General features: G+C 59.5%; 11 protein-coding genes and 1 tRNA gene (1 of these 12 running past the window's edge). 11 read left to right on the top strand and 1 reads right to left on the bottom strand.

The annotated features are described in order from the left end of the window. Positions 1-143 precede the first annotated feature (143 nt). From GSQ94_RS10485 to GSQ94_RS10465, 5 genes are all read left to right on the top strand, one after another. Positions 144-1,361, top strand: coding sequence for a hypothetical protein (locus tag GSQ94_RS10485; protein ID WP_158943769.1), 1,218 nt, complete (start codon positions 144-146; stop codon positions 1,359-1,361). A gap of 134 nt (positions 1,362-1,495) precedes the next feature. Next, positions 1,496-2,242: a hypothetical protein gene (locus GSQ94_RS10480; RefSeq protein WP_158943767.1), complete on the top strand. Its 747-nt coding sequence runs from the start codon at positions 1,496-1,498 to the stop codon at positions 2,240-2,242. A 213-nt stretch (positions 2,243-2,455) separates the two neighbouring features. Continuing rightward, positions 2,456-4,213 carry a protease pro-enzyme activation domain-containing protein gene (locus GSQ94_RS10475; RefSeq protein WP_158943765.1) on the top strand — a complete coding sequence of 586 codons (1,758 nt, stop codon included), beginning with the start codon at positions 2,456-2,458 and terminating at the stop codon, positions 4,211-4,213. Between the two features lie 83 nt (positions 4,214-4,296). Next, positions 4,297-5,004, top strand: coding sequence for a hypothetical protein (locus GSQ94_RS10470; protein WP_216843064.1), 708 nt, complete (start codon positions 4,297-4,299; stop codon positions 5,002-5,004). Positions 5,005-5,231: 227 nt separating this feature from the next. Further along, positions 5,232-6,119, top strand: coding sequence for a hypothetical protein (locus tag GSQ94_RS10465; RefSeq protein ID WP_158943763.1), 888 nt, complete (start codon positions 5,232-5,234; stop codon positions 6,117-6,119). A 339-nt stretch (positions 6,120-6,458) separates the two neighbouring features. Here the strand turns inward: GSQ94_RS10465 and GSQ94_RS10460 are convergent, their stop codons facing one another. Further along, complete coding sequence (locus tag GSQ94_RS10460; protein WP_158943761.1) at positions 6,459-6,773, bottom strand: carboxymuconolactone decarboxylase family protein; 315 nt, start codon at positions 6,771-6,773, stop codon at positions 6,459-6,461. Between the two features lie 366 nt (positions 6,774-7,139). On the opposite strand from GSQ94_RS10460, the gene GSQ94_RS10455 reads away from it, so the two are divergent. The 6 genes from GSQ94_RS10455 to GSQ94_RS10430 form a co-directional block, all read left to right on the top strand. Then, positions 7,140-12,386, top strand: coding sequence for an MBG domain-containing protein (locus GSQ94_RS10455; RefSeq protein ID WP_158943759.1), 5,247 nt, complete (start codon positions 7,140-7,142; stop codon positions 12,384-12,386). Positions 12,387-12,471: 85 nt separating this feature from the next. After that, a complete protein-coding gene (locus tag GSQ94_RS10450; protein WP_158943757.1) occupies positions 12,472-14,139 on the top strand; it encodes a hypothetical protein in 1,668 nt (555 codons plus the stop codon). 220 nt (positions 14,140-14,359) lie between these two features. Then, a tRNA-Pro gene (locus tag GSQ94_RS10445) sits at positions 14,360-14,436 on the top strand. Positions 14,437-15,756: 1,320 nt separating this feature from the next. Continuing rightward, positions 15,757-16,095 (top strand): DUF6072 family protein, encoded by a 339-nt coding sequence (locus tag GSQ94_RS10440; RefSeq protein ID WP_158943755.1) that lies wholly within the window; start codon positions 15,757-15,759, stop codon positions 16,093-16,095. Further along, a complete protein-coding gene (locus GSQ94_RS10435) occupies positions 16,092-16,361 on the top strand; it encodes a hypothetical protein (RefSeq protein WP_158943753.1) in 270 nt (89 codons plus the stop codon). The genes GSQ94_RS10440 and GSQ94_RS10435 overlap by 4 nt, the downstream gene beginning before the upstream one ends. 142 nt (positions 16,362-16,503) lie before the next feature. Continuing rightward, on the top strand, positions 16,504-21,984 hold the 5' portion of the coding sequence (locus GSQ94_RS10430; protein WP_158943751.1) for a non-ribosomal peptide synthetase. The gene runs 2,886 nt beyond the window's last position; 5,481 of the gene's 8,367 nt are visible here — the first part of the coding sequence; its start codon is at positions 16,504-16,506; the stop codon falls past the right edge of the window.

Here is a 21,984-nt window from a genome sequence, read left to right as displayed (position 1 = left end):
TTGACCTGTCACCCCTCTCTCGCGCAGCTTCAAAATCGGCAGTACACTCACGGCAGGAACCCACCTCCGGCCTTAAGAAAAAACCGGCTGACCCCAATCATCTGAGCCACCACTAAACGAATCGAGAAAGTCCACATCGCACGATGGCCTCCGCGCAGACAAATACCGACCTCGCCTCGAACGCGACCAACACGCCGCACCCTCAGCCGTTGCACGAAGCGGCCAGTCTCCTAATCAGCCTGGTTTCTCTCCCGCAAGAGGCCTTCGAGATCACCCTCGCCAATCTCGCCCTTGCCTTCCCCAATGACACTGTCCTCGTCGCCACCCCCGACGCCGCCCCGCAACTCTCCTCCGGCAGTCCGCTCCGCCTCATCCCCTACACGCCCACCGCAGTCTCCGCTACCCCATGGGTACTCACCGCAGCGGACTACGTCAACACCTACAAGCTCGCACAGGAGAACCACGCCACCAGTTGCCTCCTCCTCGGCTCCGAGTGCCAGTCTCTTCAACCTGAGGCTGTCCGCGCTCTCGCAAAATCCACCCTCACTGCCGATCTCTCCATCGCCCACTACGACCTCGGCCCTCGCGAAGGCCTCGTTAACTCCGCAATACTCTACCCCGTCACCCGAGCGCTCTTCGGCACCCGCCCGCGCTTTCCCCTCGCCATCGACCTCGGCCTCTCCCTCCGTATGGCCAACCGTCTCGCAGCCACCGCACAACGCTACACCGCGACCTCACAGGACGACTCCCTCATCTGGCCGCTCGCCGAAGCCGCCACCGCCAACTTCACCGTCGCCGAGGTAGAAATCAACCCCCGCACCCTCCCGCAGCCGGCCGCACGCGATCTCAACAGCCTCCTCGCCCAGATCGCCGGCTCTCTCTTCGCCGACGTTGATGCGAAGGCCTCCTTCTGGCAGCGGGCTCGCGGCACCCAACCAGCCCCCCTCCTGCCCCAAACCTCCTCCGTCGCCGAGCCGCCAGAAACCGCATCCATGCTCGAGGCCTTCCGCCTCGCCTACTCCAACCTTCACGAGATCTGGTCTCTCGTCCTGCCGCCCAACTCGCTCCTCGGCCTCAAGAAGCTCTCCATCATGCAGCCGGAAAGCTTTCGCATGCCCGACAACCTCTGGGCTCGCATCGTCTACGATTTCGTCCTCGCCTATCGTCTCCGGACCATCAACCGCGGTCACCTGCTCGGCGCGCTCACCCCTCTCTATCTCGCTTGGGTCGCCTCTCATCTCACCCTCATCAGCACAGGCACCGCACCGGAAAAACACATTCAGGATCTAGCCCTCGCATTTGAAGCCGACAAACCCTATCTCGTATCGCGCTGGCGCTGGCCCGACCGCTTCAACCCTTAGAAAAGCACCTCAAAAAAAGAAACGGCAAAGCCATCACGGAAACACGCTGAACAGAAAACTGACAACCGGCACTGAGCCTGGCATCTGAGAACCGGCAACTGAGAATTGACAACAAAGAACTAGAGGGACAACTCATGTGGCAACAAGTCGAACAAGCGCTCCGCCAATCCGCTCACCAGGTTCTCTTCAAACTGGCCAGCTTTCTCCCCGCCCTCATCGCGCTTCTGCTCGCGCTCGTCGTTATGACCGCCATTGGCATGGGCCTGGCCGCACTTCTTCGTCGCAGTCTCACCGCCGCCAAGTTCGATGAGCGCCTCGCCCGCAACTCCTCCGCCACGATCTCCGACTGGTCTCCCGCGCATAGCCCCACCGCCCTCATCGCCCGCGCCGTCTTCTGGGCATGCGTCGCCATCGGCTGCTTCATCGGTATCTCCGCCTTCGACGCCGCCTTCCCGGGCGAATCCCAGATATCCCTCTTCGTCCTCCCTTACCTCACCCACTCGATCGGAGCCGTTCTCCTCCTCATCTGCGGCACCCTCATCGCCCGCTTCCTCGAGCGCTCCGTCCTCATCGGCGCCGTCAACGCCAAGCTCCAGTACGCCCGCTTCCTCTCTCTCGGCATCAAATGGCTCGTCCTCGTCCTCACCGCCGCCATGGTCCTCGACCACCTGCAAATCGGTGGCGCCGTCGTCGAGCTCGCCTTTGGAATCCTCTTCGGTGGCATCGTCCTCACCCTCTCCCTCGCCGTCGGCCTCGGCTCCCGCGACATCGTCAGCCGATCCCTCGAGCGCAGCGCCGACCTCCGCTCTAACCTCGACCCCATCCCCGGCGATCCCGACTACAAATCCGCCACCCCCACAGAACCCTTGCGCCACTTCTAACCAGCACCACTCACGTTCAATCAGGACCATCTCGACGCTCTCTCGCAGAGCTGCGATACGATCCCGCACCTTCGTGCACTATCCTCTTGGCGTCTAAAAGATTCACCCGACTCTGACTTCCTTCCTCCCCGAAGCAGGCATAGTATGGGTGTTCGCAAATCTCGCTAAGCATCGGCCCACGCAATCCCATCCCCAACTCTGGAGGATCACCTCATGGCCACGAAGAAAAAATCCACCCCCCACATCTCAGCCTCTCCGCGCACCGTCCTTCCCGGCAGCGAAAAAGCCGCCTTCGCCCACACCGCCCAAACCGTCGGTGAAAAGCCTGCACCCGCAGCCACAAGAATCACCGTCTCCGTCGTCGTCCGTCGCAAGACCGCGCTCAAGGCCGCCAACCGCACTGGCAAGCAGCGTCTGACCCACGCCCAGTACAAGAAGAACCACGGTGCCGACCCCGCCGCCGTCAAGCTCGTCCGCGCCTTCGCCAAAGAGTACGGCCTCACCGTTGCGCCCGACACCCCCGGCCCTGAGCGCCGCACCATCAAGCTCAACGGCACCATCGCCGCCATGCAAAAGGCCTTCGGTGTCACGCTCGTACACAAGACCCACGACGGAGCCACCTATCGCGTCCGCGAGGGCAGCATCACTCTCCCCACCGAACTCGTCGGCCCAGTAGAAGCCGTCCTCGGCCTCGACAACCGCCCCCAGGCCCACCCCCACTTTCGCATCGCAGGCCAGGCCGGCGACATCGGCGCAAAGACCGCCCAGGGCGCAGGTTTCGCCCATCCCCACGCCGCCGGAGCCAACACCTCCTTCACCCCCGTTCAGATCGCCGCGCTCTACCAGTTCCCGCCAAACGCCTCGGCCGCAGGCCAAACCATCGGCATCATCGAGCTAGGCGGAGGTTACAAGCCAGCTGACCTCAAGACCTACTTCAAATCCCTCGGCCAGAAGGCCCCCTCAGTCACAGCCGTCCTGGTCGACGGCGGCAAAAACACCCCCACCACGGCCAGCAGCGCCGACGGCGAAGTCATGCTCGACATCGAGGTCGCCGCTGCCGTAGCCCCAGGCGCAAAGATCGTCGTCTACTTCACCCCCAACACCGATCAGGGCTTCATCGACGCCATCGCCACCGCCGTCCACGACACCACCAACAAGCCCAGCGTCATCTCCATAAGTTGGGGCGGCCCCGAGTCCACCTGGACCTCACAGGCCATCACCGCGCTCGATGCCGCCTGCCAGTCCGCCGCCGCCCTCGGCATCACCATCACCGTCGCTGCCGGAGACGACGGCTCCACTGACGGCGTCACCGACAGCCAGAACCACGTCGACTTCCCCGCCTCCAGCCCTCACGTCCTCGCGTGCGGTGGAACCGCGCTTCAGGGCAGCGGCTCCTCCATCTCCTCCGAGGTCGTCTGGAACGAGCTCACCAACAACGAAGGCGCAACCGGCGGCGGCGTCAGCAACGTCTTTCCGCTGCCCTCCTGGCAAGCCAACGCAGGCGTTCCCAAACCCACCAACCCGGCAGGTGGCCGCGGTGTCCCCGACGTCTCCGGCGACGCTGACCCTTCCACCGGCTACGCCATTCGCGTCGACGGCAAAGACATGGTCATCGGCGGCACCAGCGCCGTCGCGCCTCTCTGGGCCGGCCTCATCGCCGTCGCCAACGCACAGAACGGAACCTCCGCAGGTTTCATCCAACCCGCCATCTACGCCGCCAAAGGCAAAGCCGCCTTCAACGACATCACCTCCGGCACCAACTTCACCGGCACTCCGATAGGCTTCAAGGCCGGCCCCGGCTGGGATCCCTGCACCGGCCTCGGCTCCCCCATCGGCACCAAACTCATCGCCGTAGTCAACCCCTCTACCTCCAACACCAACTCCAAAGGCAGCAAAAAGAAACCAATCAGGAAGCGCGCAGCAAAAAGAGCCCCTGCTAAAAGAGCCAGGCACTCAAAGTCTCGCAAGTAAGCTATCCGCAGCGCAGCGTGTTGGCGAGACCTGGGCCGGATGACGCGGACAGGAAGCGGAAAATACGTGTACTGGAGAACTCCATGCCGAAGCCATTGATCAGTCTTGTCACTCTCGTATTCTTTGTGGGGGCTGTCGTAGCCGGCGCAAACAAACAGATCCGAGCGCAGGCGCCGTCGGCTCCATATCCGGTCGCAGCTCCTCTCTCTCAGTACCTCATCCCGGAGAAGGCGTCAGAGATCGAGCTCGCTCGCAGTGCCGCTCCCGCATCGATTTCGGACGGAGCCGAGGTGTTGGTCCTGACGAAGGACGGATATGTGACAGCACTCAAAGGCGGAAATGGGTTTGTCTGTCTGGTAGAGCGAGCTTGGGCCAAGTCCACTGACGACCCGGAGTTCTGGAACCCCAAAGTGAGCGCCCCGCACTGCTTGAATGCCCAAGCCGCGAAGACCTATCTACCCATTGTCCTGATGAAAACCAAACTGGTGCTCGCCGGAAAGTCGAAGATGGAAATCGCGCAGGCCCTCAAAGCGGCAATGGACAAACAAGAACTGCCCGCACTGGAGCCGAATGCGATGTGCTACATGATGTCCAGGCAGCAGTATCTCAGCGACGATGACATGCACTGGCATCCGCACATGATGTGGTACGTGCCGGGTGACGCGGCAAAAAGTTGGGGAGCCAATCTGCCGAACGTGCCGACAATGGCTGGGTATGTACCGGAAGACAGGATGACCGTTTTTCTCGTCAAGGTTGACCACTGGTCCGACGGGACGCCTGCTAATCATTGACCAGCGCTCAGAGGATCACAATCTCGCCTTTCGTCACCGAAAAATCTGCGCTCACCGAGCATTCCATTAGAAACGCGCCTCTCGTCACCGATTGAGTTCAGCTCCCCGATCGTCAACCCTCCGGGAGTCATGTTGCACTCATAAAATTGAGTGCCAAGGAACAGCATTCAGCAACTACGAAAATTGAAATCCTTGATCGCTACTGCAATGAGTACACTACCCCCACCATGAAGCCACGAGTCCTCACCCTCCTGCTTCTTCTCTTCCCCCTCGCAGCCTCAGCGCAGAAGCCCCTTATCGGCATCTTCGAATCCAACGCCTTTGGCAACGGAAGCGATCTCTCTGCACCCGGCATCCGCGTCCTCTTCTACCAGTCCGGCCAGCAATGGCGCTCCTATAACGCCACCTGCCAGGACGAAGTCTGCCTCAAGACCATCCCTCACGTCTTTCCTCCCGTCACTACCTGGACTCTCATCAAGGAACGCAAACCCGTCGCGAACGTCACCGCGACCATACCCGCGGCCTATCACTTCTATTCGGAGATCGGCCTTCAGGCCATCACTAACCCCGGGACCATATCCAAGCTCGAACCGAGCCCCGCTCCGTACCGCCCCGCCATACCCCACGCCATCCTTGCCACCACCCTACCCACCCTTCAAGACCCCGACAACTGGCAGCCCGCCGCTCCCTTTCCCCTCGATGTCACTCACGTCCTTCAGGCCTTTCACAAGCTCTACCCCCACCCAAAGAACTGCACGCAAACCACCAGCAACTCACCATCGAACTACCACGACACCACCATCGAAGACACAAAGCTTGAATCAGGCGCATCCTACATCTCAAACAAAAACTGGCGCATCCTTCAAATTACACTCAGGGGCTATCTCTGCGACGGCCCACCCGACGACGCCTGGGTTGATCACTGGTTTGCCATCTCCCCCACCGGCCAGGTCCAGCATCTCGGCCTCCTCATGCACCTCGCCGGCACAGCCGACTTCGCCCACGAGGGCCACTCCGAGCTCCTCTTCCAAGTCGAAAGCGGCAACCACGCCGGCTACACCCTCTTCTATGACCACTTCACCCACCAAGCCCACGCCACCGTCATCTTCCACTAACTCAACAATCATTCTCATCAGCGCAAAGAAAACTGAGCGCTTGTTCCTGTTAGCCTGCTTATCCTGTCCTATCTTGTCTTGTCCTGTCTTTTTGGTTGTCATCCCGTTAGGGATCTGCTTCTGTAGTTGCTTGTCCTCAATCAAGCCCTTGGTAGTCTCCTGAGCCCAGCCAAGGATCCCCTGTATTTCGTTTTGCGCTGTTTGCCTGTACGGATGCCGCCTTCTCGGCATTCTGCGGCACAGACGAGGGATCGCAGTCTCAGCCAACGCCGAAATCGCACCCTCACGTCGCCGTGAACCCAAACAGCACCGATCTCCTAAGACCGTATCGCTCTCGCACTAACCCTTCGGCCCACCCACCACATGCGTAGCATGCGTAATCGCCGCACCCGCACGAAGCGCAGCCGCTACCAGCGCAGTCTCCGCCAACTCCTCTTGGCTTGCACCGGCAGCCTCCGCCCCGGAACGGTGAATCTCCAGGCAATACGGACACTGCGTCGTTAACGCCACCGCCACAGCAATCAGCTCTTTGTACTTCTTCGGAATAGCTCCCTCGGCCATTGCCGCCTTATCGAACGCCCAAAAGGCCTTTACCGCCTCCGAGGCACCCTCTCCCAGCGCACCCAGCTTCTTCAAATTCTCCATGTCGTACATAGTGTCTGTCTCCAATCAAATAAATTTTGTCCGCCCGGACGCCTCCACCACGCACTGCAGCCCCAGTCTGGCTTATCGCTCGAGTCCCAGCTAGTGTCGACGCACAACCTAACCCCGTCAACCGATCAACAACGCTGATTTTTGAAGCTCTCTAGCACTCCCCTATGCCACTTTTCTGCTCTTGCTGCTGCCACTTTTTAGGTAGTTCCCCTAAATCCCTACCGTGCCATACTTTGGCAGTCCTGCGTAGAAGACCGGATTTCGACCTTCAACGGAAGCTAAACCTCCAATGAACAGATTTCTGATCCACCACTCTTTGCATAGCCGGCCTGATTCACCTTGCAGTGCCATCTAGGAGCTTCGTCCATGCGCTTCAACCGCTTCTCCGCAGTCCAGTCTCTCTCTGCCCTGGCCGCTCTCGTCGTATCTGCCATAGTGCCGTCTCTCGCACAGGCCCAGGTTTTGACGCTGGTGCAGAGCGGTACCCGATATGCCGGAACCATCACGCCAGGCTTCAACGGAGACTTTGGACCCGCTACGACGGTTAGCCTCAACACTCCCTCCTATATCGTCTTCGACTCCAACGGCAATCAATATCTCTCTGATACGCAAAACAACTGCGTACGTAAGATCGACACCACAGGGTCCATGAGCACCCTCGTCGGACTCGCCGTCGCAGGCAAGGGCGACACCTGCTCCACGGCGACCAACAGCACCCCAACCGCCGCTCAGGGGCTCTATCAACCCACTGGCCTGGCGGTCGACAGCTCCAACAACCTCTATATCGCTGACAGCAGTCATAACTGTGTCCGTAAGCTCGCAGCCGGTGCCACCGGAGTCACCTCTCTCACCACCGTCTCCGGCACCTGCGGATCACTAGCATCGGCATCAGCCACGCCCAACCCCAACGGACTCGTAGTCGATGCCAGCAACAACCTCTACATCTCCATTCAAGACACTGAGATCTCTCCCATCCCCAGCAACTACCAGGTTCTGCTCCAGGCTCCCAGTTCAAGCCTCTGCGTCATAGCCGGTGCACCCTCTGCTCTCGTGCCCACGGCCTGCACAGGCCTCACTGGCAGCATCACCCTCAATGCGCCCTCTGGTCTGGCACTTAATGGAGCAGGCGATCTCTTTATCGCGGACACCGGCAACAACTGCGTCCGCCAGGTCGTCGGCCTCACGAGTTATCAGACCGTGGTCGGTCGGTGCTCCAACGACAACTCTGGTTCGTCCAACACCGCCCTCAACAAACCCTACGGTCTCGCCTTCTCTCCAACCCAATCCCTGTACATCTCCGAAACCACGCCCGACAACGTCGTCAGCTACGTCCTCGGCTCCGTCAGCCTCACCATCGCCGCAGGACTTCCCAACGGCGCGTCCGGTCCTTACAGCCCCACCCAGGATGGAACCTCCGCCCTCAACTCTCCACTCAGCTCTCCCCGTGGCATCGCAGTGGACAGCCTCGGCAACTTCTCCCTCGCCGACTCAGGCAATAGCATCGCCCGCAAGCTAAGCAGCAATCTCATCTTCCCCTCTACCCCCGTGGGCAGTGTCAGCGCAGGTCTCCCCGTCACCTTCGTCGTCAACCAGAGAGTCAATCTCATTGCTTCCTCCGGTCCCGACTTCAACATCACAACCAACACCTGCAACGGCATTATTAATCCAGCCGCATCCGGAGCCCCGCCTGTTACATGCCAGGTCTTCATTCTCTTCACGCCGGCTCAGCTCGGCCTGCGCAGCGCTCCCATCCGAATCACCGACAACATCTCTGGAAGCATCATCACCCAAGGCCTCGAAGCCAAGGCAACCGGCTCCCTGGGCATCTTCACGCCCGGAACCATCAACACCGTAGTCAGCGCTCTCGACGCGCCCTCGGCCGTCACGGTAGACCCTGCAGGCAATGCCTACATCCTCGAAACGGGTGCCTCAGCTGGATCTGGCAATCTCCTGAAATTACCCGTCAGCGGCGGAGCACCATCCCCCGTCATTCCAGGTGGCTCAGGTCTCCAAATCTCCTCCGCCATCGCTATCGACTCCACCGGCAATTACTTCATCACCGACGCCATTCACGGCACCGTCGCTCGCTTTGGTGTCGATGGCAGCCTCAACACCAGCTACGTCACTGGACTCGATACCCCGACTGCGATCTCCGTCGACGGCTTCGACAATCTCTTCATCGCTCAAACCGGCTCCACGCACAATGTCATCGAGGTCTTCGCCGGTGGCGGCAGCCGCACCATCGCCGGAAGCGGCAACAACACCTCTGCGGATGGCGTCCTCGCCACCACCGCCAGCTTCGTCTCGCCCGGCGGGCTCTTCCTCGATACCACAGGCATCCTCTACATCGCCGATACGGGCGGGCACCTCGTCTATGAGGTCGATAAGTTCGGCATCATCCACCAGATCGCCGGCAACGGCACTACCGTCGACATGGTCCCAGGCCAGGCCACCGGCACCGCCCTCATCGCACCCTCTTCGCTTGCGATCGATAACGCTGGCGATCTGTACATCGCGGACGCCACCGCCAACCGCGTCTACACCGTCTTCGTCTCCACCTTCAGCAACGGCAGCAACATCGCCACCATGCTCGGCACCGGTACCGCAGGCAACACAGGCGATGGCGGCTTCGCCAACCTCGCGCAGATCAGCAACCCTCTCGGCATCGCCGTCGATGGCAATATCAATCTCTTCGTAGTCGATAACGGCAACAGCTCCGTACGTGAGGTCACCTACCCCACCCCCACCGTTGCCTTCGGCACCGTGTTGGTTGGTCAGAGCTCGCCCGTCATCGTGCAGTCCTTCAGCAACTTCGGCTCTGACCCCCTCACCCTGACCAGTGCCATCACCACCTCCGACTCTCACTTCACCATCGATCCCGGCACCACCACCTGCGGTACCACCATCATCCCCGGCTCCACCTGCAACATCGGACTCGTATTCACCCCCACCGTCAAAGGCGCGCTCGCTGCCTCCGTCATTATCGCGACAAACTCCTACAACAGCCCAAAGACCATTCAACTCACTGGCACCGGAAGAGTCGTTGTCCCGCTTCAATTCACGCTGCCAGCGCAGACCGAAGTCTACGGTCAGCCCTTCTCCGAAGTCGTGAATGTCACCAGCAACACTCCTGCTCCAACAGGTACTGTCACCTTCACCCTGGGTGCGCAAACGTTGTGCACTCTCACCGCTACCCTCGGCCCCACCACCCCCTGCAGCGCTGCCGCCAGCGGCCTCACCGTCGGCAGCTACAGCGTCACCTTCGCCTACTCCGGCGACACCAACTACTCTCCCGCCACCGGCAGTGTAAATCTCTCCGTTACTCCCGCTCCTCTTACCGTTACCGTCAACAACCTCTCACGCTTATATGGAGCAGCGAACCCAACGCTCACCGGTACGCTCACTGGCGTAGTCACCGGAGACACCGTTCTAGTCGCATACGCCACCACCGCGGTCGCGACCTCGCCCGTCGGCCCATACCCCATCACTGCAACCCTCACTACTGCCGGTAGCACGAGCCTCTCCAACTACACCATCACCAACAATTCTGGATCACTGACCGTCACGGCAGCACCCATCTCCGTCATCGTTCAAAACGCAGCCCGTCAGTACGGCCAGCCAAACCCTGCTTTCAACAGCACCACCCTGGGCGTTCTCAACGGCAACACCGTCAGCGCTGGCACCGTCAATGGAGACGTACTCTCCATCGCCTACTCCACATCCGCAATCGCCACCACATTCGCCGGAAGCTACCCCATCAACGCGATCGTTTCAGGAACCAACGCGAGTAACTACGCCATCACCGTCTCTCCCGGAATCCTCACCATCACGCAGGCCACCCTCACCGTAACCGTCAACAACGCAAACCGCATCTACGGCACAGCCAACCCGACCTTCACTAAGACCGTCACCGGAGCGCTCAACGGCGATACCTTCACCGACTCCTACTCCACCTCCGCCACCATCGCATCACCGGTCGGCAGTTACATAATTAATGACTCGTTAGGCGGTCCCGCAGCCTCCAGCTACACCATCCAGGTCACACCCGGAACCCTCACCATCACGCCGACCTCTGTCTTAGTGACCGTCACCGCAAACAACGCCACCCGGGCTTATGGCGCGGCTAATCCCTCCTTCACCGACACCGTCAGCGGCACAATCAATGGCGACACCTTCAACGTCACGTACTCCACCACTGCAACCGCAACCTCACCCATCGGCCCGTACACCCTCACCCCCATCGTCTCTGGCCCAGTCGCCGCCAACTACAGCAACATCACCACCGCCAACGGAATCCTCACCGTCACCCCGGCTACACTCACCGTCGCGGCAAATAACGCAACTCGCGTCTATGACACGGCGAACCCCACCCTTACCGGCACAACCACCGGCCTCGTCAACGGGGACACAGTCGTCACCGCCTACAACACAACCGCCGTACTCAACTCTCCCGTAGGCAGCTATCCGATCGTGCCCTCTGCCTCAGGCGCTGCCCTCTCCAACTACTCCGTCAACGCCGTCAACGGCGCGCTCACCATCACCCCGAATCAAAAGTCGCTGGTGATCACCGTCAACAATGCCACACGACTCTTCGGCTCACCGAACCCGACTTTTACGGGTACAGTCACAGGCATCGTCCCCGGCGATAACGTAGTCGTCGCCTATACCACGACCGCCACAGCAGCCTCGCCCGCAGGGCAATATCCAATCACAGCCACGATCTCCGGAACCTCCGCCGGCAACTACATCGCAACCATCAACCCCGGCACACTCGACATCACACCTGTCGCCACCAGCATCACCGTCGCCAGCTCCGCCTCGCCTTCCGCCGCAGCCGCCGCAGTCACCTTCACGGCTACGGTCACCAGCACCAACGGCACGCCTTCCGGCTCCGTCACCTTTTCTGACGGCGCCACAGTCCTAGGCACCGCAACCCTCAACAGCAGCGGCATCGCTACCTTCTCCACCACAACACTCACCTCGGGCACCCACACGATCACCGCAACCTTCCAGGCGAGTACCAGCTTCACCACCAGCTCCGCCATGCTCACTCAGATTGTGAATACTCCCGCAGGGAGCTTCACCATCGCCGCTACCCCTGCCACGCAGATCATCCGCGGCCCCGGTGCCACAAACTATCAGATCATCCTCACCTCCGTCGGAGCTTTCACCGGCCAGGTCAACCTCGCCTGCACAGGCCTCCCCACCGACGCCACCTGCAGCTTCGCCAGCAATCCGACGCTCACCGCCGGAGGCACCGCCACCGTTGCCCTCACCATCACCACCACAGCAGCCGACGCCAGCCTTCACAACCCGGCAACGCCAAACTTCAACCCAGCCGATCTCGCGCCCATCACTGCTGCCGCTGTCTTCCCAGTTGAACTTACCGGCATCGGAATCTTCTTCGCGGGCCTGCGCCGTCGCAAAACACTAGGTACTCAGAAGATTCGTCTTCTCGCAGTGATCCTGCTCTCCTTCGGTATCCTTGGCTTGGCGGGTTGCTGCTTCAACACCACCTTCCAGACCTACACCGTCAACGTCACCGGCACCAGCGTCGGCTTCACGACGCCGGCTCAGTCCACCTCGGTCTTTCTCTCTGTCGGTAAACCGTAGCAGCGCTATCCGCCTGTCCAGCTGATCCCGCAGGGCGCACAGGCAAAAGGAACTCAGAAGTATCGCAGTTGGAGGTTTCATCCTTATGCATCTCCGCACCGTGAGCCCCGTTAAATCGAGCTCCCACACCGTGCCCTTTGCCGGTACTCTTCGTGACTTCGGGAGCAGGCTCGCCGCCCCGTGTATCGCCGTCCTGTGTATTGCAGCACTCTGCATCGCCGCTTCGCCTCTGCCCGCCGTCGCGCAGGCCCTCAAGACCGCATCCCCCCCCCCGCCGGACTTCTCTCGACTCGACCTCTACGGTGGCTACGCTGACTTCCACCCTTACGACAGTGAAATCACCCCTTTCGTCTATCAGCCCATCAACGCCGGCGCAGTAGCCAGCGCCTCCGCCTACTTCAACCGCTATTTTGGCGTTCAAGCCGAAGGCAGCTTCTTCCCTCACGGGCCCAATGATTGCTACTTCACCGCCCAGGCAGGCCCTGTCTTCCGTTATCAAAAAGGTCGCTTCGTCCCTTTCGTCCACGCCCTTGGCGGTGGAGCTAGAGTCGGCGGCCCTGCCTTCCAACCCTGCACCTGGGGCTGGGGCGTCACCGCAGGCGCAGGTCTGGACTTCATCCTTCCCATCTTCAATAATCACATCGCACTCCGTCCCATCCAGGCCGACTTCAACTACTCGCACGTCGACTACGGCCCCATCGATCCCGCCCAAGTCACTGGAGGAGTCGGAGACATCACAGCCTACCGCCTCTCCGCGGGAGTCGTCTTCCGCCTCGGCCAGCTCACTCCTCCTCCGCCAGTCCAGCTCGGCTGCACTGTCCAGCCGACGAACATCTTCCCCGGCGACCCAGTCACCGCTACCGCCACCGCCACCAACCTCGAACCCAAAAAGAAGCTCAACTACCGATGGTCCGCAAGCGGCGGCGAGCTCACCAATAACGACGCCACCGCCGCTATCAACACCGCCGGCCTCGCTCCCGGCGACTACACCGTCGCCGGCCACGTCAGCGAGGGCAAACGCCCCGGCGAGAGCGCCGACTGCACCGCTGGTTTCCGCATCCACAACCCGGCGCCCCCTACCCTCTCTTGCTCCGCAAATCCGAGCACCGTCATGCCGGGCGATCCCTCCACCATCACCGCCGCCGCCAGCAGCCTCGAGGGCCTCACCCTCAGCTACTCCTACTCCACCACCGCAGGCCTGATCTCCGGAGCCACGCCAACCGCCACGCTCGTTACCACCGGCGCTCCCTCGGGTACAGTCAACGTCACCTGCAACGTAGTCGACGACCTCGGTAAACACGCCTCAGCCACCACAACTGTCACCATCGTCACGCCACCGCCTCCGCCAGTCCCGCAGGTGCGTCCGCTCTGCAGCATCTCGTTCGAGCGCGATCCAAAGCGTCCCGTCCGCGTCGACAATGAGGGCAAAGCATGCCTCGACGAGATCGCCCTCACTCTCAACCGCGACACCACCTCGAAGCTCGTCATCGTCGGCAGACACTCCGACGACGAAACCTCCGACGCCGCAGCCCAGCGAGACCTCAACGTCGAGCAGTACCTCACCGAAGAAAAAGGCATCGACTCCGCGCGCATCTCCATGCGCACCAGCGGTCAACCGGGCCGCGTCCTCGATAGCACCCTCGTCCCCGACGGAGCCACCTTCATCCCCGGCGACACCGCCACCTTCGACTCGTCCTCGGTAAAACGTCAAGGCCAGCCGTATCCAAAAGTTAGACCCACCCCGAACCACTAACCGTAGCGTTGCAGACCAGCGCTACATCACGAAAGGGGAGGAGAGCAATCTCCTCCCCTTTCGTCTTCCGCAAAGAAGCGTCACGGCGAAACCCGCACCCTTCACCCCACGCCACAATCTCTGCTAAACTAACTGAGTCGGTACAGCGATCCAGCAAGCCCACCCGCGCGCTTGAGCCTCACGGAACGCACCTCTCATCGGCATCTTACCGCAACACATTCGGGGCGTAGCGCAGTCTGGTAGCGCACCTGGTTCGGGACCAGGGGGTCGGAGGTTCGAATCCTCTCGCCCCGACCACTTAAATAAACCACTTAGAGAACCACTTATATCAGGGGCCTCCAATTGCGCGAGAAACACCGCGTCGATGGTCCGCGTGACCGCCTCCACCGTTCCTCCCACCAACTGCGCCCATAGACGTTCTGCGTAACGTCAATATGGGCGTGCCCCATATTCTCACGGATGACTTCCGGCCTTGCTCCCGTCCGCAGCATCAAACTGGAATGCATCGTACGGAAGCTCCGAAACCGTCATCTCGAGACCACCCAACTCCTAGCGTGCTTTGATATTCCGAAAGCATTCGTCGGTCTGTTGCGCACACAGGAACGCAGAACATGGCCCTCAATCGTTCTGACGTCTAGTTCCGACCAGGTGAGTGCAATCATTTCCGATCGGCGTAATCCCGCGCTCCCAACGAGCAATACTATGGCTCGATCACCTATAGAGAGCTGTTCTACCAGACGCTGGAACTCTTCGGGCGTAAGAACGTGTTTGTCACGAAGACGCTTCTGCGAGGTCCTCACACGGCTGATCGGATTTAAGTGAGCCACTCATGTCGGATAGCGTGTTTGTACAGTGCCGGCAGCGTGCTCTTCAGCGTTGTTTCGACTTTGGCGCCAAACACGTTCTGCACTGGCGTCGGGACACAGAAGCAATCACGATTCTCAAGAACTGCCCCGGTAACTCCGCTGAACGGGCAGTTTGTTGATCGTTGAATTCATCCCTCCTTCACTCTTCTCGCAAAAGACCCACAATTAGGGTGCTACCTGATAAGCGACTTCAACATGCTTGCTGTCACCGGCGGTAAAGAGCGAAGCGAACGGCCGAGGAACAGGAACATTGGGGGAGCACAAACTTAGGCTGGCAAGATATGGTGGGGTCTTCGGTAGTTGATCTCAAAACATCGTGCTGCTATTGGAAGCACTCTCAGAAATTGGTTGGATCTCGGGATTGCGGATTGATCGAGACCTCCGGTTTCTCCGTAAGTGGGCTCCAGCTCTCAGGAAAGTACGTGACCGTTTCTGCAGCCGCTTGGGCAGCCGGGGCGAATGATCGTGCCTGGCATTTTTCCAAGGGTTAGCGTTCTCCGCATTCGCGTGCGTTTCCCCTCACGGAATGCAGATCGAATTTTTCGGATGGACATACTTCTCAGTCCAAACTTGGAGTATAGTTGTGCATAGTAACTTGTAGGTAAGCCGCTGAATTCCAAGGATCGCCGGAAATTCCAGTTTGTGTTTCTTGTTTCCGCTATTCATTGACAATTCATCGGCGCGCATGAAAAATAGTTGCACCATATAGTTAATTTCAGTCTACGCAGAGACTCATGGAGGAAAGGCACGTATGGAACAGACTCAGTTTGTAAGTGATTCAACGGCAGGAAAGATTGCAAAGGCGACCCTTGATTTGGGTCTTCCCGGTTTCAGCCTTTACGTCGACAAAGAACTTAAACAGGGCCTGATTCACAGCCTACTTGGCGTTGCGGCCGGCGCTGCTTTCGGTGTCCCCGGGTTGCTGCTTGTTTCGGCGAACTCCATTGCGCGTGCCAACTCCGGCAAGCACCTTTGGCAGTTAGGTAAGGAACGTGTAGAAGCCTTCGAACGTGCTCGTGCTGAAGAGGATGAAGAGCACTCTGAGCCGGTCGTCAAAAGAACACCTGGGAAAAGAGCCTCTCAGCGGTGAGCACTTTTCTTCCGGATCAAGCTTCTTCCATCACTCCCATAAACGGTCAGAATCATTCCAAGCGGTCGTGGAGCGGGACTTTATTCCAGCTCGCGGCCGCGGGAACCGTCGGATTTTTCGTTGCAAAATATCAACGGGAAATCTTTCGGGGAGCCGTTAAAGGTGGACTATCTTTCGGTAACAAATTGCGGGAGCTGCAAGATGAAATTGCAGCAACCATAGAAGATCAGGTCGCCGAAGCCGAAGCTCAGAGCCCCCAGAAATAGCGGCCCTCATACCTCATAAATAGCATCTCAGAACGCCGAATCGACCGTCACGAGAGTCGAAGTGCGTCGCTGTTCTAAATTGTTTTCATCCACTCTTCCATGGTTTGTTTCCAGATGCTCGCTTTCTGAGAACACTCCATACATGGCTTGGTCCGATACAACTCGCAGTCCGCTTACCATCGCGCAACGAAGTATTTGGTTCGCGCAGGCTCTGGATCCGTCCAGTCCCCTCTACAACATTGGCGAATACCTCGATATCGATGGCCGTATCGACGTAACCCTCTTTGAGGCCGCGTTGCGCAGCGTCGTCCGTCGGACCGATTCCCTTCATCTTCGTTTCATCGAAGTCGATGGCGAACCCAGACAGCATCGGGAAGCCGAGTCGGATTGGACGCTTGCCGTTATCGATGTAAGCCACGAAGCGGGTCCACAAACCGCCGCGGAATCGTGGATGTATCGCGATATGCAGCAGGCTGCGGATCTGGCTCAAGGTCCACTGTTTCAATATGCACTTTTCCGGGTCGCAGCTGACCGCTACTTCTGGTATGCGCGCTATCACCATCTTTCTATGGACGGATTCAGCGTCGCACTGCTCGTGCGGCGTGTAGCTCAGGCCTATTCCGACCTTGCCGAGGGCCGGCAGCCCGAGCAGCAACCGTTTGGCAGCTGGTCCGACCTTCTAGCCACGGAAGAGATCTATCGCCAGTCTTCGAATTTCGAATTGGATCGGGAGTACTGGGTTCGCCAGTTGGCAGAACGCCCCGAGCCCGCCACTCTCTGTGGCAAGTTGCCGACACATCCAACCAGGTTTCTTCGCAGCAGGGGTGCTATTCCCCGTCACGTCGCGGCTTCGATAAAGAACCTGCCCGGGCACGCACTCTCCGCAGTGGCGCTCTCTCTGTACCGGTTTACGGGTACCCGTGATCTTGTAATTGGCATGGGATTGACGGGACGAATCGGGAAACCGACTCGCCTTGCCTGTGGAATGATGTCGAAGGTCTTACCTCTCCGGTTGACCTTGGCCCCGGAAGACTGTCTGCAAGATCTCTTCGCTCTCACTTCCAAGCGAATACAGCAGATGGTACGGCACCAGCGCTATTCACTGGAAGACCTGCGCAGAGATCTGGGTGTCCGGCCCAACGATCCAGGTTTATACGGAACGACTCTCAACGTCGTCTCTTTCGATTACAGCGTGCGCTTCGCCGGATGCGCAGCCATGGTGCGAAACGTAGGCAACTGGCGAGAGGACGATCTACAGATCGCGATTTACGACCACCGCCTGAACGGCGACCTGCAAATGGAGTTCTACGCCAACGCCGATCACTACACACCGCAGTCACTCGAAGCTCATCGAGACAGGTTCCTGAGCCTGTTCGAAGAGCTCGCGCTGGAATCCGCAGACACAAAGTTATATAAGGTTTCCCTAGTCGACGCCGCAACCCGAGATCAGCATCTGCAGCAATTCAACCCGGCGCCTCGGGCTTTGCCTCCCGGAACCATTCCGGAGTTATTCGAGCAGCAGGCAGCTAGGTGTCCCGAAGCCGCAGCGCTCGTTAGCGCAGGCAGCACGATCTCGTATGGAGAATTAGATGCGCAGGCGAATGGCCTGGCGTGGCTTCTCAAAGAACATGGCGTCCGTCCCGGGTCTCTGGTAGCAGTCCACCTTGAGCGTGGACCTGATTTCGTTATCGCGCTGCTCGCAATACTAAAAGCCGGTGCGGCCTACATTCCGATAGATCCTGCCTATCCCAGCCATCGCGTTCAGGCGATGATTGCGGCAACACAGCCTCAACTGCTGATTACCGGTTCGAATTTACCCACCGAAAGAACTCTTTACGAGACAGAGGTCCTGCTTCTCGACCGTGTGTCCATCACACCCGCCACGGTTTCTCCACATGGCCTCCCCCGGATAGATTCCTTGGCCTACGTCATGTTTACATCCGGTTCCACCGGAGAACCCAAGGGCAGCGCGATTCCGCAGAGTGCCATCATCAGGCTTGTTCGCAATACGGACTACGTCATCCTGGGGCCCGGAGACCGCATGGCCCAGGTCTCGAATGCCTCGTTCGATGCCGCGACCTTCGAAATCTGGGGAGCCTTGCTGAATGGGGCGACCCTATCCATCCTGCCGCGGGATGTCGTGCTATCTCCAGGAAAACTTGCAGCTGCGCTCCAGGAAGAGCGCATGACGACGATGTTTCTGACCTCGGCACTGTTCAATCAGATGGCCCAGGAATCGCCGGCTGCATTTTCCGGAATGCGCGATCTGCTGGTGGGAGGAGACGCCGTCGACCCGCGCTCGGTCCAAGCCGTTTTCACGGCGGGAGCTCCGAAACGTTTCCTCAATGGCTACGGCCCGACGGAAAACACCACATTTAGCACCTGGCACCAGGTGGATCAGGTTTCCCCATCCACAACCGCTATTCCCATCGGCCGGGCCATTGATAACAGCCGTGCGTACGTCCTCGACAGCGGACTCGAGCCGGTACCGGCCGGTGTTACGGGTGAATTGTACGTAGCGGGCGCCGGACTTGCTTGGGGCTATTGGAACAAGCCAACACTGAGTGCGGAGCGTTTTGTTGCCGATCCCTATGGACAACCGGGAGCCAGGATGTATCGCACCGGCGATCTGGCTCGATGGACGGAAGCGGGGGCCATCGAGTGCCTGGGACGCGCCGATCGACAAGCCAAGATCCGTGGGTACCGCATCGAGTTGGGCGAAATCGAAGCCACGCTACGGACGCACCCCCTGGTAAAGGAAGCTCTGGTCAGAGTGGACGGCACCGGTTCTCAAAAGCATCTACTGGCATACGCCATCACGCGCGAGAGCGGCGATGGGCAGGCCCAGGCAGCCTTCGTCGAGCACTGGCGCGAGCTCTATGAAAGCACCTATGGGAACCGAGAGGAAGATCGAGGCAACTTCGACATCACCGGCTGGATGAGTAGCTACACAGGCCGGCCCATTCCCCCACAGGAAATGATCATCTGGATCGAAGAGACGGTTGAGCGTCTGCGCAGGCTCAACCCCGCTCGCATCGCGGAGATCGGCTGCGGAACTGGTTTGCTCGCAACGCGGCTCGCGGGTTCGTGCGAGCGATATATCGGTTTGGATTTTTCTTCCCAGGCATTGGCGCGCCTGAGTACTTACGCTGCCAGCCGGAGCGATCTTGCGTCACTGGAACTGCATGCCGGTGAAGCGCACCATCTCACCTTTCTGGAAGACCACAGCATAGATTTGGTGATCCTGAATTCGGTCGTCCAGTACTTCCCGGATGTCTCATATCTTCTGAAAGTTCTCTCTGAAGCGGCGCGGGTGACCAGACCCGGCGGCCATATCTTCGTCGGCGATGTCCGCAATCTGCTTCTGCTCGACGCCTTTCATGCCTCGGTGCAAATGGATCAGGCCGAAGAGGACACAGCCGTCAGCTATTTGGAGCACCGGGTATCGAAGGCAAAATTTGATGAGCAGGAGCTGATCCTCTCTCCCGCGTTCTTCGAAGAATTGGCGAAGCATGCAGACAAGATCGGCCGGGCAGAGATCAACCTCAAGCGCGGAGCCTATGACAACGAGTTGAGCCGCTTCCGGTATGACGTTCTGCTGCAGATCGGAGAGAAGAAACAGATTGCGGAACCGGCAGAATGGCTGACCTGGGATGAAAGAGGCGAATGGCGGAGCCGTCTTGAAAGCGCTCTCGCTCAGCGCCCGGGAGAGGCTGCCGGAATCAGGGGAATTCCTGACCGGCGTGTTTCGTCGTCCGTGATCGCCGCTCGCGTGCTTCACGACACCGCCATGAAAAACCGTGGAGAACTGAAGCAGCTCTGCGTTCCCGCGGGCGAAGATCCCGATCAGCTCATGCGACTGGCGGAGTCGCTGGGGGTGGAGTTCCAATGGCGTAACTTCAGTGCGGAAGGCGTGTACGACGGAATCTTCGCCCCGCAGTGGAAGAAGAACAACGATAGGTACCTTCACGAATCCAGAAGCGATTACAAGCAGTTCGCCAATAAGCCCGCGAGCACTGCCGCCAACGCGACGCTGAGCCAGGAGCTGATGCGGCACCTCAAGACGTCCCTGCCTGAATACATGATTCCCGTGGCCGTTACGGTGCTTCCCGCATGGCCACTGAATCCTAACGGGAAGGTGGACCTGAAAGCCCTCCCTGTTGCCGGCCGCGCACAGCGTCTCGATGAGGCGTACCAGGCACCGCAAAGTAAGATTTCCCGTCTGCTGGCCAAGCAGTGGGAGACGGTGCTGGGCATCGACCGCGTCGGCGAAAACGATGACTTCTTCGCTCTCGGCGGACATTCCTTGATGGCGACACAGGTTATGAGCCGAGTGCGCGATACCTTTGGAGTGGAGCTCACTGTTCGTGCCCTCTTCGATGCCCCGAAACTGATGGACCTCGCCCAGGCAGTCGAGGAAGCAATGAAAGGCCGCTCTCTCTCCAGGCCCGCCCTGACCGCTCAGACAAGGCCCAATCTGATACCGGCCTCATGGCCGCAGCAGCGACTCTGGTTCATCGACCGAATGGAAGGTGGAAGCCCCCAATATAACGTTCCGGAGGCATTGCGCCTCCGGGGCGAGCTGGATCGCGAGGCGCTAGAGCACACGATCAACCAGATCCTTGATCGCCACGAAAGCCTTCGCACCTGCTTTGTCGAAGTCGATGGAACTCCCACGCAGATGATCCTTCCACCAAAGTGGACGGAACTGAGGATGGAAGACTTCAGCCATCTTGACCCATCCGAGAAGCGGCGCGCACTCAAAGACGCGCTACGCAGGGAATGGGCGGAGCCCTTCGATCTGCAGAATGGACCGCTGTTCCGAGCACGCCTGCTGAAGTTGGCAGATCAGGAACACATCCTGTTGAGAACCTGTCACCACATAGTCTCCGACGGCTGGTCGATGAGCTTATTCAATCAGGAGTTTGAAGCCTTCTACCAGGGATTTCTCGAGGGACGCTCGAACGTGATGCTGCCCCTGCCCGTGCAGTATGCCGACTTCGCTCTATGGCAACGGAGTTTGCTGACAGAGAAAGCGCTGGCTCCGGGGCTTGCATACTGGAAGAAACAATTAGCAGGTATGCCACCGCGCCTGGAACTGCCAATGGATCGACCGCGCGAGGTTCACGACGAACATCTGGCCGGCGTTTGCATCACGCATGTGGAGAAACCGACCTTTCTCCGATTGAAAATGCTCGCGGAAGAAAATGGCGCGACGCTCTACATGACCTTGCTGGCAGCGCTCGGGATTCTGCTGGAACGCTATACGAGACAAGACGATTTCGTCGTGGGAACGCCTGTCGCCAATCGTCAGGAATCGCAACTAGAGCGGATGATCGGCTTCTTCGTAAATTCTCTGCCAATACGCCTGAAGATACGGCCGGGACAGAGCTTCCAGAACCTGCTTGATGAAATTCGAACGACAACGCTGGCTGCTTATCAACATCAGGATGTTCCCTTTGAGCGGCTGGTGGAAGAGCTGGCGCCGGAACGCGTTCGGAACATTCCCCCGATCTTCCAGATTACGTTCTCCATGATGAACGCCCCCATCCGCGAAAGACGATTAGCGGGATTGATTGTGGAGCCGGTGACAGGAACAGAACTCCGCGTACGTTTCGATCTG

Source organism: Granulicella sp. S190 (assembly GCF_009766095.1).
In the GTDB taxonomy this organism is placed as follows: Bacteria; Acidobacteriota; Terriglobia; order Terriglobales; family Acidobacteriaceae; genus Edaphobacter.
Note: the sequence above shows the minus strand (reverse complement) of the source record. Positions and strands in the feature narration are given on the sequence as shown.

Coding starts and splice junctions, on each gene's coding strand:
- GSQ94_RS10450 (WP_158943757.1), top strand. CDS start 12,472: ATGCATCTCCGCACCGTGAGCCCCGTTAAATCGAGCTCCCACACCGTG.
- GSQ94_RS10460 (WP_158943761.1), bottom strand. CDS start 6,773: ATGTACGACATGGAGAATTTGAAGAAGCTGGGTGCGCTGGGAGAGGGT.
- GSQ94_RS10470 (WP_216843064.1), top strand. CDS start 4,297: ATGCCGAAGCCATTGATCAGTCTTGTCACTCTCGTATTCTTTGTGGGG.
- GSQ94_RS10475 (WP_158943765.1), top strand. CDS start 2,456: ATGGCCACGAAGAAAAAATCCACCCCCCACATCTCAGCCTCTCCGCGC.
- GSQ94_RS10455 (WP_158943759.1), top strand. CDS start 7,140: ATGCGCTTCAACCGCTTCTCCGCAGTCCAGTCTCTCTCTGCCCTGGCC.
- GSQ94_RS10465 (WP_158943763.1), top strand. CDS start 5,232: ATGAAGCCACGAGTCCTCACCCTCCTGCTTCTTCTCTTCCCCCTCGCA.
- GSQ94_RS10480 (WP_158943767.1), top strand. CDS start 1,496: ATGTGGCAACAAGTCGAACAAGCGCTCCGCCAATCCGCTCACCAGGTT.
- GSQ94_RS10440 (WP_158943755.1), top strand. CDS start 15,757: ATGGAACAGACTCAGTTTGTAAGTGATTCAACGGCAGGAAAGATTGCA.
- GSQ94_RS10485 (WP_158943769.1), top strand. CDS start 144: ATGGCCTCCGCGCAGACAAATACCGACCTCGCCTCGAACGCGACCAAC.